Source organism: Rahnella sp. R3(2024), from assembly GCF_042920125.1.
GTDB classification, from domain to species: Bacteria; Pseudomonadota; Gammaproteobacteria; order Enterobacterales; family Enterobacteriaceae; genus Rahnella; species Rahnella rivi.
The window spans coordinates 131,621-145,071 of sequence record NZ_JBHGBU010000002.1; the positions used below are offsets into that span (position 1 = coordinate 131,621).

The following is a 13,451-nucleotide window of genomic DNA, read 5'->3' on the forward strand; positions in this document are numbered from 1 at the left end:
CATTCTGACTTAAGCCCGGTTAGCGACACACTCGTCTGATAACGGCAGGGGATCCCGCGGCGCGGCGAAACGCACTCCTTGATGCAGATCATCGAAAGCGTGGTTTTGATTTGATCGAATGATAATCATTATCGTTTAATGCTCACCGATACTTGATTCTTCAGGAGAAGAAGAACCCTATGAGCTTAGACCTCACGCGCTTTTATGCTGCCGAACAGGGGTTGCCGTTTCCCGACCGCCGGGCGGTGATGCCCTGGCGGCCACAGCAACCCGTCGCGCCTCAGGATATTCCCGCGCAGTGGCAGGCGCTGTGTCAGCAGACACTTGCGGCCAATAAGCGTCTGGTATATCTGCATATTCCCTTCTGTGCCACGCACTGCACATTCTGCGGGTTCTATCAGAACAAACTCGAAGCAGAGGCGACGGAGCAATACTGCGATTATCTGATCCGCGAAATCGAACAGGAAGCTGGCTCGCCGCTGCATCAGTCCGCCCCGGTTCATGCGGTCTATTTTGGCGGCGGCACGCCCACGGCGCTGAGCGCGACACAGTTGCACCGCATCATCAGCGCGCTGCGACGCCTCCTTCCGCTGGCGCCGGACTGCGAAATCACCGTCGAGGGGCGCATTCTCAACTTTGACGATGAGAGAATCGATGCCTGTCTGGAAGCCGGTGCCAACCGTTTTTCCATCGGCATTCAGACGTTCGATACCCGCATCCGCCAGCGGATGGGCCGTCGCGCCAGCCGTGAGGAGGCGATCCACTTCCTGCAAAAACTGGGCGAACGCGACCGCGCCGCGGTGGTGTGCGACCTGATGTTTGGCCTGCCGGCACAGACGCCCACCTCATGGCGTGAGGATTTACAGATTGTCCGTGATTTGCCGCTCGACGGCGTCGATCTGTATGCGCTGAACCTGTTGCCTTCTACGCCACTGGGCAAAGCGGTTGAAAATCACCGCGTCACTTTGCCCGATGTCGCAATGCGCCGGGATTTTTATCTTGAAGGCGAAGCCTTTCTGGCGCGCGATGGCTGGCATCAGATCAGCAACAGCCACTGGGCGCGCACCACGCGGGAGCGCAATCTGTACAATCTGCTGATCAAACAGGGCGCAGATTGCCTGGCATTTGGCAGCGGCGCGGGCGGCAATCTGGGCGGTCAGTCGTACATGACGGCACGCAGTCTGGAGGCGTGGTATCAGCAACTGGATGCCGGGCAGAAACCGATCATGATGATGACCGCCGGTGCCTCTGACGAGCAGCGCTGGCGTCTCGATTTACAAGGCGGCATCGAAGCAGGCCGCTACGATTTGAGCCGCATCGTTGAAGATCCGCTTCCCCTCGAACCTTTATTAGAGCAATGGCAGCAATGCGGCCTGATGAACCGTCACGGCGCACGCTTTGATCTCACCCCTGCCGGACGTTTCTGGGCCAGCAATATGTTGCAGGCGCTGCAAGATCTGATCCCACAACTGACTTTACGGAGTGCCGCCCATGCACACGGATAAACTGCAAACCCTGATCGACTTTTTAGCCACAGAACCCGATGGCACCGTGGAAGATATTGCCCGCGAATATGGCATCGCGCCGCTGAACGTGATCCAAAATTTACCGGGAAGTTATCTGTTTTCAGGCGCACATTTCGACACGGTGTGGGACAGCATTACGCAATGGGGCGAGGTGACGACGCTGGTCAACAATGATGACCTGATCCTCGAATTTCACGGTGCGCTGCCGACCGGCACACACCGCCACGGCTATTTTAATCTGCGTGGCAAACAGGGGCTGAGCGGGCATATCCGCGCGACACATTGCCAGCATATCGCACTGGTCGAACGGCCATTTATGGGAATGAGCACAGCAAGCGTCTGGTTTTTAAACGCTGCCGGTTATGCGATGCTCAAGGTTTTCGTGGGACGCGACAGCCACCGCCAGCTTTTGAACGATCAGCTGACGGCGTTTCGCGCGCTTCCCGCCATGCTGGCTGAAAGAGAGAGTGTAATTTGACGACTTTGCTGATTTTTGGCGCCGGCAGCGGTGTCGGTGCTGAACTGGCTGCCTTGAGTGTGCAAGAGCGCCCGCTGGTGGCGCTGATTCGCCAACCTGAACAGGCAAACGCCTTGCGCCAGGCGGGTGTCACGGTGATTGAAGGCGATGCGCTTAACCCGCAGGACGTCTTGCTGGCCTGCCAGACCGCCGGGGCGCAGGCGCAGATTGTCTCCACGCTGGGCGGGAAACACTCTGATTATCACGCTAACCGGCTGATCATCGATACCGCCGAACAGACCGGTATCCGCCAGATGGTGCTGGTCACCTCCATCGGCTGCGGCGACAGCTGGTCTACCCTGTCTGACCGTGCGAAACAGGCGTTCGGGCAGGCGGTGCGTGAGAAATCGCTGGCGGAAAGCTGGCTGCAAACCAGTACGCTGCAAGGATGCATCCTGCGCCCCGGTGGCCTGACGGATGGCGAAGCGACCGGCCAGGCGCAACGGCTGGAAACCGAAGCCCACGGGCGCGTTCGCCGAAGTGACGTCGCGTTGCACATTCAGCAACTGCTCAATAACGGCGAGGGCTGGGGTAAAATTTACGCCCTGACCGATCCGTCGCTGGCGGGTGCCCGGTTCTGAGAAGATGCCCCTGACGGGGCATTTTTTTTTCAGGCAGATAACACCTGCATCAGATAGTTTTTGTCACGCAGGCCGACGTCGGGATGCTGAATGAGCAGCGCCCGTAATGCTGTTTTTTGGTGCGCCGTCGGCTCAGTGTAAAAGCGGTTTAAGCGCGTCGTCCATTTTGCCAGCGCCTGTCTCATCGGCTCACGTTCAGCATTCCCGGCTTGCATCAGCATAAATTGCAGACCTTCCCACAACCCGAGGCGAGCGGATAATGGCAGATAGAGCCCGAGATGTTCAGCTGATAGCGCGGCCGCCTGACTGCGTAAAATCTCCTCCAGCGTCAGGAAAAACTTGCGTTTTGCATACTGCCTGCAGGCCCGTTTCGCCACGGAATAAGCCGGGTACGACATCGCCTCAAGCAACAATTCCCTGGCATTTTCCTGCAAATGATCAACGGCAATGTCCAACGCCGTTTTGTACAGCGCGGTAATGTTGCTTTTCAGGCAATCCAGGGCCAGCGCCAGCACATCCTCATATTTCTGCTCGTCCAGCGCCCTGAGTGCCACGCACCGGCGGGACAGGTTCTGAGTCGCATCGTTAAACACCGCCAGACTGTGCGCCACGGGGGAATGACCGCGTTCAGTCAGCACTCTGGCCGCACGTTTGCGCACCAGTTCGTTGTTATCATGCAACAGCGTCAGCAGCATCGTGACGGGCACGTCAGCGTTTTCATCCATCACAACAGCGAGTGCCACCTGCCTGACCGGCGCATAGCGGTCTTTTAGCAGCGTCAGCAGACCTTGTTCGTTCCGCCTTCCGGACTGACCAAGCCAGGCGCGGGTGGCGATCAGTCTGACAGACGGATTTTTATGACCCTGCGTGCGTTCAAAAATAACGTCCACCGTAAACAGTTGCTGTTCCAGCATCAGGCCAAGCACCAGTCTGGCGACATCCGGTTTGGCTGAGTTCAGGCCTTCCATCAAAACGGCGTTATTCTCTGGCCGGACGAGAAAGCGGTGAATTTCTTCCAGCAGCCGTGCATGGTCATCACGCTGGCTGCTAAGTAACTTGCCGAATTCAGGCAGACACTCCACCAGCCATCGGGCACCTTGCGGAACCATAAACTGGCGGATGCTCTGGCGTGCGGCATCACGCACCTGACACACCCAGTCATTCGCCCGCCTGATGATTGCCGGCAATGCCTCTCCGGCTTTCATAATTCCCAGACAGAGCACCGCCCGCTGGCGAAGATGCCCGTTATAGTGGCGGGTCAGGCATTCCAGCCGTTTCAGAGGGTCCGTTTCACGGGCATAAGCGTTATCCCAGTTAGCCGGATCGCTCATCAGCGCCTCGATTTGCTGTAATAAATAGTATTCCGTTGCCACCGCTAATCTCCTTTCCTGCCTGATTCAGTCCATCATTGTTTTCGAATACCTTACGGATAATGCTAAAGAGATGCCATAACGTTGAGTATGAAGGTATATCTGCCATCTCATTAAAAAGCATAAACATACAGGCATTACCGTGCCAGTCAGACCCTCTCTGCTACCAGCACCCACACCTCATCACAACACCAGCCTGAAGGAAAAAGAGGCAATAATGACACTATGAAATGACACCAGAGACTGGTTATGGTGTCACTTTTTGGTATCATATGCGTTATGCAAATAATGACTGCCGTACCTAATCCCCGGCTGACAGGGTTGTCAGCAAAGCATAAACGGGTTCTTGTCTCTGTATTTTCCAGACCGGTAAATCCGTCAATTAAATGGTCAGATATAGAAGCCCTGCCTAGAGCACTGGGCGGAGAAATTGAAGAAAGGGAAGGCTCGCGTATGGCGGTGATTTTGGATGATGAAGTTCAGGTCTTCCACCGGCCTCACCCACAACCGGAAACTGATAAAGGCGCGGTGTCTTCCGTCAGAAAATGGTTAGAAAGATTAGGATATAAACCATGATGAACAACACAATGAAAATCGACGGTCACATTGCCGTCGTTACCTACGATCCGGAAATTGAAATGTTCCGTGGCGAATTTCTTCACCTTAACGGGGGTGCAGATTTCTACGCGGACAGCGTTGAAAAGCTGAAAGAAGAAGGTAAAACATCGCTGCGGGTGTTTCTGGAAGTGTGTGAAGAGAAAGGTATCGCCCCGGTAAAAACGTTCAGTGGCAAGGTGACTACCCGGCTGGCACCTCCACAACATGCGGCATTAGCACTGGCCGCTCAAGCCACCGGACGTTCAATTAACGATTTGCTCAGTGAAGGCGCTGATCTGGTGTTAATGAAGTATGAATACTCTGCATTGATCGCTCTCTAGCCCGCAATACAAAAAGCCGCTCATTCTCCTGAGCGGCTTTTGATTGACTTAACCGGTCACTCAATCTTTTGTCGCAAACTTCAGCAATACCACGCCGGAAAAAATCAGCAGCGCGGCGACGACCCGCAGCGGGCTCAGGCTCTCGCCAAACAGGGTCACGCCGAGGATAAAGGCGCCCACTGCGCCGATGCCGACCCAGACGGTGTAAGACGTGCCGAGCGGCAGGGTTTTCATGGCAACAGAGAGCAGCGCGAAGCTGAGCAGCATAAAAACGATGGTGATAATACTGGGAACAAGGCGGCTGAAACCGTGAGACTCTTTCATCGCCACCGACCAGACCACTTCGAAAATTCCTGCGAAAAACAAATATACCCAGGCCATAACCTGTCCTTTTTACCGTGCCAGGGTCGTCCCTGAAGAGTAATGCCGAATCTCTGGTCGTCCAGTCAGCGTTGTGAGAGAAAATTATAACGCAGAGTTTCACACCGGCACAGAAAACTGGAAACACGCGCCGCGCTGTGGCTCTTCAATCAGCCGGATATCGCTGCCGTGCAGTTGCAGAATGCGGCGCACAATCATCAGCCCGAGCCCGCCTGCCCGGTGTTTATTGGCACTGAGGATCGACGGCCTTACAAACAGGCTGTCTTTCAGCTCCGCCGCAATGCCCGGCCCGGAGTCTTTCAGTTGCACCATCACCTGCCCTTCACTCTTCCACAGTTTGATTTCGATAGTGCCGCCTTGCGGCGTGTGGCGGATGGCGTTATCCAGCAGATTGGTCAGCACGCGCTCGATCATCCCCAGATCGGCATTCACCAGCGGAATGCCCGGCGTGATATCTGCCAGCAGTTTTTGCCCGCGCGTTTCGGTCGCCAGTTCGAATTTCTGGAAGACGTCCTGCACCAGTTCGCACAGAGAGAACGGCTCTTTCTGCGGCTTCACTACGCCATATTCCAGACGGGCCAGTTCAAATAACTCCTGCGCCAGACGCCCGACTTTTTTACTCTGCGTCAGGGCAATGTTGAGATAACGCTGCCGGTCTTCGTTGCTCAGGTGGTCCGATTTTACTGACAACGTTTCCAGATAACCGTGCAACGAGGTCAGCGGCGTGCGCAAATCGTGGGAAATATTGGCGATAAATTCACGGCGCTGTTGATCCTGCACCATCAGGCTTTGCCATTGCTGATCGATACGTTTTGCCAGCGCGACAAACGCCAGTTGCAGCTGCGCCACTTCATCGCGCGGCGCACCGGCCGGCGGTTCACTTTTCGCCAGTGCCTGAATGGCGGCCATACCGCCGCTGTCAAGGCGGGCTATCTGTTGCGTCAGTTTACGCACCGGACGCGTCACCCAGCGGAATGCCAGCGCACCGGCCAGCAGACCAAACAGCGCCACCAGCCCCATCGAGCGCAGCGCCAGATAAATGGCCGACTGATATTGTGCGTCGCTGGTCAGCGCGGTGTATTCATCACCCAGCAGGACAATGTACACGTAGCCTTTGGTCACGCCGTCCACCTGCAACGGCGCGGCGCTGAACACCTGACGGGTTTGCGGATCACGCGGGTTGTCGCCGTACACCGGCATTTTCGCGCCCTGCAACAGCGCGGTGACCGGTTTCAGATCGATTTTTTGCTGTTGCAGCCGCCCGGCTGGCGCGGCATTACCGACGATGTTGCCGTTGTTATCGAGCAGATACACTTCGACACTCGGATTCACCGCCATCAGCTGGTTGAACAGCGAATGCACCGCTTTCGGATCCCAGTCGCCCTGGCTGAGCAGCGGATTATTGGCGGCGATCTGCGTGGCAAGATTAGCTGACAAACGCTGGATCACCGCCTGACTGTACTGATTGCTCGAGCGCACCTGCATGTAGCCGGAAAGCGCGCAGCAGGCGATCAGCAGCAAGGTAAATACCAGTGTCAGTCTTTGTGCCAGCGTGAGATTTTTCATGATTTACCCTTGCGCCTCTTCAACGGAAGACGCGAATTTATAGCCTTTGCCCCACACGGTCAGAATACGTTCCGGCTCGGCCGGATTGGTTTCTATCTTGATGCGCAGCCGGTTAATGTGGGTGTTCACCGTATGCTCATACCCTTCGTGCTCATAGCCCCAGACCTGATTCAGCAGGCTGAGGCGGGAGAACACTTTGCCGGGATTTTTGGCGAAGAAATACAGCAGATCAAACTCACGCGGCGTCAGCTCCACCGGCTGATGATTGAGCACCACTTCGCGCGCGATCGGGTCGATCGCCAGCCCGGAGAAACTCAGCGTACCCGCATCCATCTTCATATTGCGGCTCATGGCTTCCTGACGGCGGAACAGCGCCTTGACCCGCGCCACCAGTTCGAGCATGGAAAAGGGTTTTGCCAGATAGTCGTCAGCCCCCAGTTCCAGCCCCAGCACGCGGTGTACTTCACTGGAGCGCGCACTGATGATGATGATCGGCGTGTAACGCGTCATGTTGCGGGCACGGCGACAAATCTCCAGCCCGTCAACGCCAGGCAGCATCAGATCGAGGATCAGGGCATCCCACCCGCCTTTTTCCAGCAGCGCCACACCCAGATTGCCGTCAGCGGCGTGGGTAATTTCATAGCCTTCATCACGCAGATGCAGACTGAGTAAATCCGCAATATCACCGTCGTCTTCGACAATCAGGATCTTCTTCGTTTTATCCATTTTTTCTCAACCCTTGCTTCCAATCTCTTCCCTGAGTCTACACAAGCGAATGCCTCAGAGTTATCACATTTAATTTAACTTTGCGTGAGGTCTTCGGGAACAAATCCGCCGGATACTGATGACATCAACAGGGCAGATGGCGGGCAGACATCATGACAACACACACAACGTTACCTCCGGCGGTGAAACCATCCCCGGTCACGGTTCATCCCTTATGGCTGCGCCTGACGCACTGGCTGAACGCGCTGGCGGTGCTGATTATGGTGACCAGTGGCTGGCAGATTTATAACGCTTCGCCGCTGTTTGATTTTGATTTCCCCTCCACCGTGACGCTCGGCGGCTGGCTGGGCGGCGCGATTCAGTGGCATTTCGCCGGTATGTGGCTGTTTGGTTTTAACGGCGTGTTTTACCTGCTGATGAATATTTTCACCGGCCGCATGAAACAGAAATTCTGGCCGCTGACCCCGCGCGGTATTTTCAACGATCTGCGGGCAGCGCTTCGCGGCACGCTGTCACACAGCGATTTACGCCACTACAACATGGTGCAGCGCGCTGCCTATGTGTTCGTGATGTTTGACGGCATCGTGCTGGTGTTTTCCGGGCTGGTGGTGTGGAAATCGGTGCAGTTTCCGCTGCTGCGCGAACTGATGGGCGGCTTCGATACCGCGCGTTACGTGCATTTTCTGGCGATGGCCTCGCTGGTGGGATTTGTGGTGCTGCATGTAGTGATGGTGGCGCTGGTGCCAAAAACGCTGATCGCCATGATCCGCGGACGTTAAGGAAAACCCGATGAAAAACATCATCAAAAAAAGTATCAGCCAGATTTTTAGCCCGTCGGACAGTGAAGCCATTGTGCAGGAAGCGCAGAAACAGATTATCCGTCAGCTGGATGCGCCCTCGCGTCGCCTGTTTTTACAGCGCGGACTGACCCTCGGCGGCGTGGCGATGCTGACCGGTTGCGACATCAGCGATAACGCCAGCGTGGAAAACGCGCTCGGTAAGATTTCGGGCTTTAACGACCGCGTACAGGGCTGGCTGTTCGGTTCGACGCGTCTCGCGCCGGTGTATGCCGAATCGATGATCACCCGTCCGTTTCCGTTTAATGCGTTTTACGCCGAAGACGATGCACCTGAAGTCGACGGCAACGCATATCGCCTGAAAATCGCCGGTCTGGCGCTGGATAAACGCGAATGGTCCCTGCCGACGCTGTACAAGATGGCGCAGGTCAGCCAGGTCACGCGCCACATTTGTGTTGAAGGCTGGAGCGCGATCGGTAAATGGGGCGGCGTGCCGTTCGGGGATTTTCTCCGCCTGATTGGGGCAGATCTCACGGCAGAATACGTCAGCTTTAAATGCGCAGATCAGTATTACACCAGCATTGATATGGCGACGGCGCTGCATCCGCAAACCCTGCTGGCGCTGACTTATGACGGGCAGATCCTGCCACGAAAATACGGTTTCCCGATGAAACTGAGAATGCCGACCAAGCTGGGTTACAAAAACCCCAAGCATATAGAAGTGATTGAAATAACGAACACATTCACCGGTGGCTACTGGGAAGATCAGGGCTACAACTGGTTCGGCGGAAGCTGAACACGCCATACAAAACCTTTGTCTCTTAAAACCTGAAAGAAGGAATGACCATGAAAAAATTAACCGTAATGATGATGTCTGCTTGTCTGATGATGGGTGCGGTCAGCACCACTTATGCCGCTGACGCCATGGCGAAAAAAGACACCATGGGCCACATGTCGAAAGACTGCATGAAAAAAGACAGCATGAGCAAAAATACCATGGCGAAAGACAGCATGGGCAAAGACTGCATGTCCAAAGATCACATGAAAAAAGACAGTATGCCTAAGGACTCCATGTCGAAGGACAGTATGTCCAAAGACAACATGTCTAAAGATGCAATGAAAAAAGAGCCGTCCGGCCAGTAATCCGGCTCCCGCTGCCTGAGCCTCAGGCATAAAAAAACGCCTCCGTCTGTTATCGCGGAGGCGTTTTGCTTTGTCTTAGCGGAGCAAAAAAACGTTATTTCGCGGCAGTGGAAGCCAGACGGTTCTGAATATCGTTATCGAGATTATTCACCCAGTGATTATACCCGCGGTGGATTTCACCCTTCTCTGCCAGCAGATTAGAACTGCTCACATAATTAATGGTGTAGCTGTTTTGGGTGTAATTAACGCGGATATTCGCCACGTGATCACGGTTGTTCAGACGGCCATTAATCACGCCCGGTCCGCCAGCAGTCATGATCCAGCCACGGTTTAATCCGGCGCTCATGATCGCGGTTTTAATCTGGTCTTCCGAATTATGCGTGGTAATGGTGGTGTGTGGCGTTAATACCGGTTCAGTACGCGAGCAGCCTGCCAGTGAAAAAATGCACACCAGCCCAATAAGTAACTTACTTGTAGATTTCATGTAAACCTTTTGAATTTATCATCGGCGATAAGAGACTGAAAAGTCGCCACAATATACGCCATTGCCTGAAAGGTGTCATGACATGCGCCGGTTGAGTTTAGGGGATATTTTGCGTAGTATACGAAACATATATGATTCGTATACTGCCGAGGTCGCCCGATGGGTATCATTAAGATTTCAGAACTGATGCATGAAAATCTGCGTATCGCCAGTCTGGCCTATACGCGTTCGATGAATGCGCAGGCGGAACACTGGATGAAAATAGGCATGCTGATGGAAACCCATCCGGACATGACGCACAGTGAAATTTCGCGGCTGCTGGTGCAATGCAGTCTGGAGTCGGATGAAAACACCGGCAGTATCCGCACGCTGTTAAACGTGGGTGGCACACACAGGAAGGCAAGCAATGAATAGTGGTTTAGACAGCAGGTATTTCGTTAATAACAACCGGATGATCAAAACCCCGGAAGGCATCGATAAAGCCCGCATCGCCGGAAAACTGGCCGCCCGCGTGCTGCACATGATCACCCCTTACGTCGTACCGGGTGTCACCACCAATGAGCTGGACCGCATTTGCCACGATTTTATCGTGGATGAACTTCAGGCGATCCCGGCCAACATTGGTTATCAGGGCTATCAGAAGACCGTCTGCACGTCCATTAATCATGTGATTTGCCACGGCATTCCTTCCGACAAGGCGCTGAAAAAAGGCGATATCGTCAATATTGACGTGGCGCTGATCAAAGACGGCTGGTACGGCGACACCAGCCGCATGTATTACGCCGGTGAACCCTCCATTATGGCGCGCCGTCTGGTGGACACCACGTTTGAAGCAATGATGGCCGGTATTGAAGTGGTACGCCCTGGCGCGACGCTGGGCGATGTCGGCTTTGCCATCGCCGCCGTGGCACACCGCGAAGGCTTCTCCATTGTGGAAGAGTATTGCGGTCACGGTATCGGCATGGGTTATCACGAAGATCCGCAGGTGCTGCATTACGGCGAGAAAAACCGCGGGCTGGTGCTACAGGAAGGCATGCTGTTTACCATCGAGCCGATGCTCAATGCCGGTAAGAAGCAGAACAAAGTGCTGGGCGATGGCTGGACGGTCGTGACCAAAGATCACTCGTTGTCGGCGCAGTGGGAACATATGATTGCGGTGACGAAAACGGGCTATGAGATCCTGACGCCGTGGCCTGAAGAGAATTGATGCTCTGATACTACAACGCCTCCGTCCGGAGGCGTTTTGCTTTCTGGCGCGCGGTTTAGCTGCGCTCAATGTCTTTTGTCGCGCGATCTAACGCATCGACAATTTTAAATAACGTATCCTGCCCGACGGGGCCTTTCGCCAGCCGCAGGTTTAACGCCATGCGGAGATTATTAATGGCCCGCTGCATTTCCGGAATACTGCGGTTATTCGATAATATCGCCAGCGAATGCAGTTTACCGGTTACCGCATTCAGTAATTCGCCCTGCTGTGCCAGCGATTCGGCCCCTTCTGCGGTGATGGTATATTGCTTCTTCCCGCCCTCTTCCTGAGAAGAACTGATTAACGCCTGCTCTTCCAGAAAAGTGAGATTGGGATAAATAATACTGGCGCTCGGTGTGTATTCGCCCTTGGCTAATTCCTCGATTGCCTTAATCAATTCATAACCATGCGCCGGACGCTGCTTTAGAAAATGCAGCATTAATAACCGGATGTCTCCGGTTTCAAACATTCTTTCGCGACGATGTTTATTCATCAGCATTATTTATTGTGCCAGTAAGCCACGCAGCGTACATAAGCTGGATCGCATTTTTGAGTGACGGTGAAATAGTCGTTCAGCGCTTTCACCCGTTTGCCTTCGCCGGTGGCCCAGATATAGAAATCATTGTCCGGCAGCGTCAGGCTTTTGACTTTCTGCATCAGGGCATCGGTTTCCAGATCGTCGCTGTCTTCTGCGCCAATGATCCACTCAACGCTGACGTCTTTTTCGTCTTCCAGGTAGCGCACACAGCTGGCGTCTCTGGCTTTCACCAGCACGGTGATTTTCGCGCCTGTCGCGGCCTGTTTCAGCTCACTCAGGCGGCGTTTCAGCGCCGGAAGACCGGTTTCATCACACACGTACAATTGCCACTGATAATCCATCGGAATGATCAACGAACCGCGCGGACCGCCGATAATCAGCGTATCGCCGGGCTTCGCGCCCTCCGCCCACTCACTGGCGACACCGCCGTCGTGAAGGTAAAAATCAAGCGTTAACTCATTGGCCTGCGCGTCAAAGTGCAGCGGCGTGTATTCGCGGTTAAGCGGACGCGGCCCCTCGCCCCACACAATGCCCTCTTCGGTGGCCACCGGCGGCGTGACCACATCCCCCTGGCTGGCAGGGAAAAACAGTTTGATGTGATCATCAAAGCCACGGGAGGTAAAACCTTTCAGATCTTCTCCGCCGAGGACAATCCGCTTAAAGCAGCCTGCAAGATTTTCAGTGCGCTTCACGGTGAGATCACGAAAAGCCAGCTCGTTTTTAACGCGAACCGGCAAGTTAGCGGCAGGTAAATCAGTGCGATGTTGTTCCATGTTCTTCTCTCTTTCAGGGAATCAGTTGCCATGAAAGATATATCTTAGGAATGTTTTACGCAAGTGCCTTACCGCACGCCACCCCGTAAAAACATATCGACGGCGTTCACTACCAGTTGGCGGATCTCGGCAATCTGTAGCGGTTCCGGGTTTTGCTGATAGATGCGCATATTGGTTTCAGCGGTCACCAGCGCCAGAAATTGCTGCGCGCGCAGGTGCGGATCGGCCTTCGCCAGTTGCCCTTTTTCCATCGCCACCGTCATGAACGCGGCCAGCGCCCCGATGGATTCGCGCGGGCCTGAATCATGGAACAGCGTGCCGATGTCCGAATGCCCGGATTCCGCGATCACCATGCGGTACACCGCCAGCGCGGTGCTGTCGTTGGTCAGCACCAGCAACATGCGTTCACCAAAACGCGTCAGCACGTTTTCTAAATCCAGATCGGCAAAAGCCACGTCCAGCCCGTCAACCGCTTCGGCAAGGTGCCCGGTCGTAAAAGCTTTCACCACCGCGACCAGCAGCGCCTCTTTCGAGGGGAAATAACTGTAAAGCGTGGCTTTGGAACCGCCGAGGCGTCTGGCGAGTTCGTTCATTGACGCACGCTCGTAGCCCATTTCCTGAAACAACGTTGCGGCAGCTTCGACGATCGCTTCCCTGCGGGCTTCGGTACGAACTTTCATCTTCCCTCCTGAGACATTTTCCGGCACCGGCAAGGGGAGAATCGCCGCCGCCGGGCGCTAAACTGTACGGTACAGTTCTTGTATACCTTCACTCTAACTGCGGGTTTAGGGGTTGTAAAGCCAGCCTGAAACGCCCCTGGCGGCGTACGAAGTGCAAAGATTCCGTTAAGAAACGCATTTATCTT

The 13,451-nt window shown here is 54.7% G+C and carries 17 protein-coding genes and 2 pseudogenes; 10 read left to right on the forward strand and 9 right to left on the reverse strand.

Going from position 1 to position 13,451, the window contains the following annotated elements; translation table 11 throughout:
- Nucleotides 1-179 precede the first annotated feature (179 nt).
- Genes hutW through ABSH60_RS21095 form a run of 3 tightly spaced genes read left to right on the forward strand, consistent with a single transcriptional unit; the run spans nt 180 to nt 2,624 of the window.
- Complete coding sequence (gene hutW, locus ABSH60_RS21085) at nt 180-1,505, forward strand: heme anaerobic degradation radical SAM methyltransferase ChuW/HutW (protein WP_390975974.1); 1,326 nt, start codon at nt 180-182, stop codon at nt 1,503-1,505.
- Complete coding sequence (hutX, locus tag ABSH60_RS21090) at nt 1,492-2,004, forward strand: heme utilization cystosolic carrier protein HutX (RefSeq protein ID WP_056779532.1); 513 nt, start codon at nt 1,492-1,494, stop codon at nt 2,002-2,004. Before hutW ends, hutX begins: the two co-directional genes overlap by 14 nt.
- A complete protein-coding gene (locus ABSH60_RS21095) occupies nt 2,001-2,624 on the forward strand; it encodes an NAD(P)H-binding protein (RefSeq protein ID WP_390975976.1) in 624 nt (207 codons plus the stop codon). The genes hutX and ABSH60_RS21095 overlap by 4 nt, the downstream gene beginning before the upstream one ends.
- Nucleotides 2,625-2,653: 29 nt before the next feature.
- Here ABSH60_RS21095 and ABSH60_RS21100 read toward each other — a convergent pair whose 3' ends face one another.
- A complete protein-coding gene (locus tag ABSH60_RS21100) occupies nt 2,654-3,997 on the reverse strand; it encodes a HEAT repeat domain-containing protein (RefSeq protein ID WP_390975978.1) in 1,344 nt (447 codons plus the stop codon).
- A gap of 246 nt (nt 3,998-4,243) precedes the next feature.
- On the opposite strand from ABSH60_RS21100, the gene ABSH60_RS21105 reads away from it, so the two are divergent.
- Both ABSH60_RS21105 and ABSH60_RS21110 read left to right on the forward strand, forming a co-directional pair.
- Nucleotides 4,244-4,570 (forward strand): type II toxin-antitoxin system HicA family toxin, encoded by a 327-nt coding sequence (locus ABSH60_RS21105; RefSeq protein WP_321186553.1) that lies wholly within the window; start codon nt 4,244-4,246, stop codon nt 4,568-4,570.
- Nucleotides 4,567-4,932 carry a type II toxin-antitoxin system HicB family antitoxin gene (locus ABSH60_RS21110; protein WP_238485196.1) on the forward strand — a complete coding sequence of 122 codons (366 nt, stop codon included), beginning with the start codon at nt 4,567-4,569 and terminating at the stop codon, nt 4,930-4,932. The genes ABSH60_RS21105 and ABSH60_RS21110 overlap by 4 nt, the downstream gene beginning before the upstream one ends.
- A 60-nt stretch (nt 4,933-4,992) precedes the next feature.
- On the opposite strand, the gene sugE is transcribed toward ABSH60_RS21110, so the two are convergent.
- From sugE to ABSH60_RS21125, 3 genes are all read right to left on the reverse strand, one after another.
- Nucleotides 4,993-5,313 (reverse strand): quaternary ammonium compound efflux SMR transporter SugE, encoded by a 321-nt coding sequence (gene sugE / locus ABSH60_RS21115; RefSeq protein ID WP_056779540.1) that lies wholly within the window; start codon nt 5,311-5,313, stop codon nt 4,993-4,995.
- Between the two features lie 99 nt (nt 5,314-5,412).
- Nucleotides 5,413-6,879 carry an ATP-binding protein gene (locus tag ABSH60_RS21120; RefSeq protein WP_056779543.1) on the reverse strand — a complete coding sequence of 489 codons (1,467 nt, stop codon included), beginning with the start codon at nt 6,877-6,879 and terminating at the stop codon, nt 5,413-5,415.
- A gap of 3 nt (nt 6,880-6,882) precedes the next feature.
- Nucleotides 6,883-7,605, reverse strand: a complete 723-nt coding sequence (locus ABSH60_RS21125; RefSeq protein WP_056779545.1) for a response regulator transcription factor — start codon at nt 7,603-7,605, stop codon at nt 6,883-6,885.
- A gap of 152 nt (nt 7,606-7,757) precedes the next feature.
- Between ABSH60_RS21125 and ABSH60_RS21130 the strand changes: the two genes are divergently transcribed.
- From ABSH60_RS21130 to ABSH60_RS21140, 3 genes and pseudogenes are all read left to right on the forward strand, one after another.
- Complete coding sequence (locus ABSH60_RS21130) at nt 7,758-8,384, forward strand: cytochrome b/b6 domain-containing protein (protein ID WP_390975983.1); 627 nt, start codon at nt 7,758-7,760, stop codon at nt 8,382-8,384.
- 10 nt (nt 8,385-8,394) lie between these two features.
- Nucleotides 8,395-9,198, forward strand: a complete 804-nt coding sequence (locus ABSH60_RS21135; protein WP_122096880.1) for a molybdopterin-dependent oxidoreductase — start codon at nt 8,395-8,397, stop codon at nt 9,196-9,198.
- 50 nt (nt 9,199-9,248) lie between these two features.
- Nucleotides 9,249-9,473 (forward strand): annotated as a pseudogene (locus ABSH60_RS21140) (pentapeptide MXKDX repeat protein); the annotation flags it as partial.
- Here ABSH60_RS21140 and ABSH60_RS21145 read toward each other — a convergent pair.
- Together ABSH60_RS21145 and ABSH60_RS21150 are read right to left on the reverse strand one after the other, a co-directional pair.
- Nucleotides 9,456-9,575: pseudogene (locus tag ABSH60_RS21145) on the reverse strand (hypothetical protein); the annotation flags it as partial. The pseudogenes ABSH60_RS21140 and ABSH60_RS21145 sit on opposite strands and share 18 nt — an antisense overlap.
- Nucleotides 9,576-9,639: 64 nt before the next feature.
- Nucleotides 9,640-10,029 (reverse strand): hypothetical protein, encoded by a 390-nt coding sequence (locus ABSH60_RS21150; protein ID WP_390975985.1) that lies wholly within the window; start codon nt 10,027-10,029, stop codon nt 9,640-9,642.
- A 159-nt stretch (nt 10,030-10,188) separates the two neighbouring features.
- Between ABSH60_RS21150 and ABSH60_RS21155 the strand changes: the two genes are divergently transcribed.
- Nucleotides 10,189-10,443 (forward strand): ParD-like family protein, encoded by a 255-nt coding sequence (locus ABSH60_RS21155; protein WP_056779560.1) that lies wholly within the window; start codon nt 10,189-10,191, stop codon nt 10,441-10,443.
- Nucleotides 10,436-11,236, forward strand: a complete 801-nt coding sequence (map, locus tag ABSH60_RS21160) for a type I methionyl aminopeptidase (protein WP_056779562.1) — start codon at nt 10,436-10,438, stop codon at nt 11,234-11,236. Before ABSH60_RS21155 ends, map begins: the two co-directional genes overlap by 8 nt.
- A 55-nt stretch (nt 11,237-11,291) precedes the next feature.
- Here the strand turns inward: map and ABSH60_RS21165 are convergent, their stop codons facing one another.
- The 3 genes from ABSH60_RS21165 to ABSH60_RS21175 all read right to left on the reverse strand — a co-directional run bounded on the left by ABSH60_RS21165 (nt 11,292) and on the right by ABSH60_RS21175 (nt 13,266).
- On the reverse strand, nt 11,292-11,774 hold the full coding sequence (locus tag ABSH60_RS21165; RefSeq protein ID WP_056779567.1) for a PadR family transcriptional regulator: 483 nt from the start codon (nt 11,772-11,774) through the stop codon (nt 11,292-11,294).
- Nucleotides 11,774-12,586: a siderophore-interacting protein gene (locus ABSH60_RS21170; protein ID WP_390975988.1), complete on the reverse strand. Its 813-nt coding sequence runs from the start codon at nt 12,584-12,586 to the stop codon at nt 11,774-11,776. Before ABSH60_RS21170 ends, ABSH60_RS21165 begins: the two co-directional genes overlap by 1 nt.
- A 68-nt stretch (nt 12,587-12,654) precedes the next feature.
- Nucleotides 12,655-13,266, reverse strand: coding sequence for a TetR/AcrR family transcriptional regulator (locus ABSH60_RS21175; protein WP_056779575.1), 612 nt, complete (start codon nt 13,264-13,266; stop codon nt 12,655-12,657).
- Nucleotides 13,267-13,451 lie beyond the last annotated feature (185 nt).

Bases quoted from the DNA above. Each gene is read 5' to 3' on its own strand.
- ABSH60_RS21175 (WP_056779575.1), bottom strand. From the start codon at position 13,266: ATGAAAGTTCGTACCGAAGCCCGCAGGGAAGCGATCGTCGAAGCTGCC.
- ABSH60_RS21110 (WP_238485196.1), top strand. From the start codon at position 4,567: ATGATGAACAACACAATGAAAATCGACGGTCACATTGCCGTCGTTACC.
- ABSH60_RS21155 (WP_056779560.1), top strand. From the start codon at position 10,189: ATGGGTATCATTAAGATTTCAGAACTGATGCATGAAAATCTGCGTATC.
- map (WP_056779562.1), top strand. From the start codon at position 10,436: ATGAATAGTGGTTTAGACAGCAGGTATTTCGTTAATAACAACCGGATG.
- sugE (WP_056779540.1), bottom strand. From the start codon at position 5,313: ATGGCCTGGGTATATTTGTTTTTCGCAGGAATTTTCGAAGTGGTCTGG.
- ABSH60_RS21170 (WP_390975988.1), bottom strand. From the start codon at position 12,586: ATGGAACAACATCGCACTGATTTACCTGCCGCTAACTTGCCGGTTCGC.
- hutW (WP_390975974.1), top strand. From the start codon at position 180: ATGAGCTTAGACCTCACGCGCTTTTATGCTGCCGAACAGGGGTTGCCG.
- ABSH60_RS21135 (WP_122096880.1), top strand. From the start codon at position 8,395: ATGAAAAACATCATCAAAAAAAGTATCAGCCAGATTTTTAGCCCGTCG.
- ABSH60_RS21130 (WP_390975983.1), top strand. From the start codon at position 7,758: ATGACAACACACACAACGTTACCTCCGGCGGTGAAACCATCCCCGGTC.
- ABSH60_RS21165 (WP_056779567.1), bottom strand. From the start codon at position 11,774: ATGCTGATGAATAAACATCGTCGCGAAAGAATGTTTGAAACCGGAGAC.
- ABSH60_RS21105 (WP_321186553.1), top strand. From the start codon at position 4,244: ATGGTGTCACTTTTTGGTATCATATGCGTTATGCAAATAATGACTGCC.
- hutX (WP_056779532.1), top strand. From the start codon at position 1,492: ATGCACACGGATAAACTGCAAACCCTGATCGACTTTTTAGCCACAGAA.
- ABSH60_RS21150 (WP_390975985.1), bottom strand. From the start codon at position 10,029: ATGAAATCTACAAGTAAGTTACTTATTGGGCTGGTGTGCATTTTTTCA.
- ABSH60_RS21120 (WP_056779543.1), bottom strand. From the start codon at position 6,879: ATGAAAAATCTCACGCTGGCACAAAGACTGACACTGGTATTTACCTTG.
- ABSH60_RS21125 (WP_056779545.1), bottom strand. From the start codon at position 7,605: ATGGATAAAACGAAGAAGATCCTGATTGTCGAAGACGACGGTGATATT.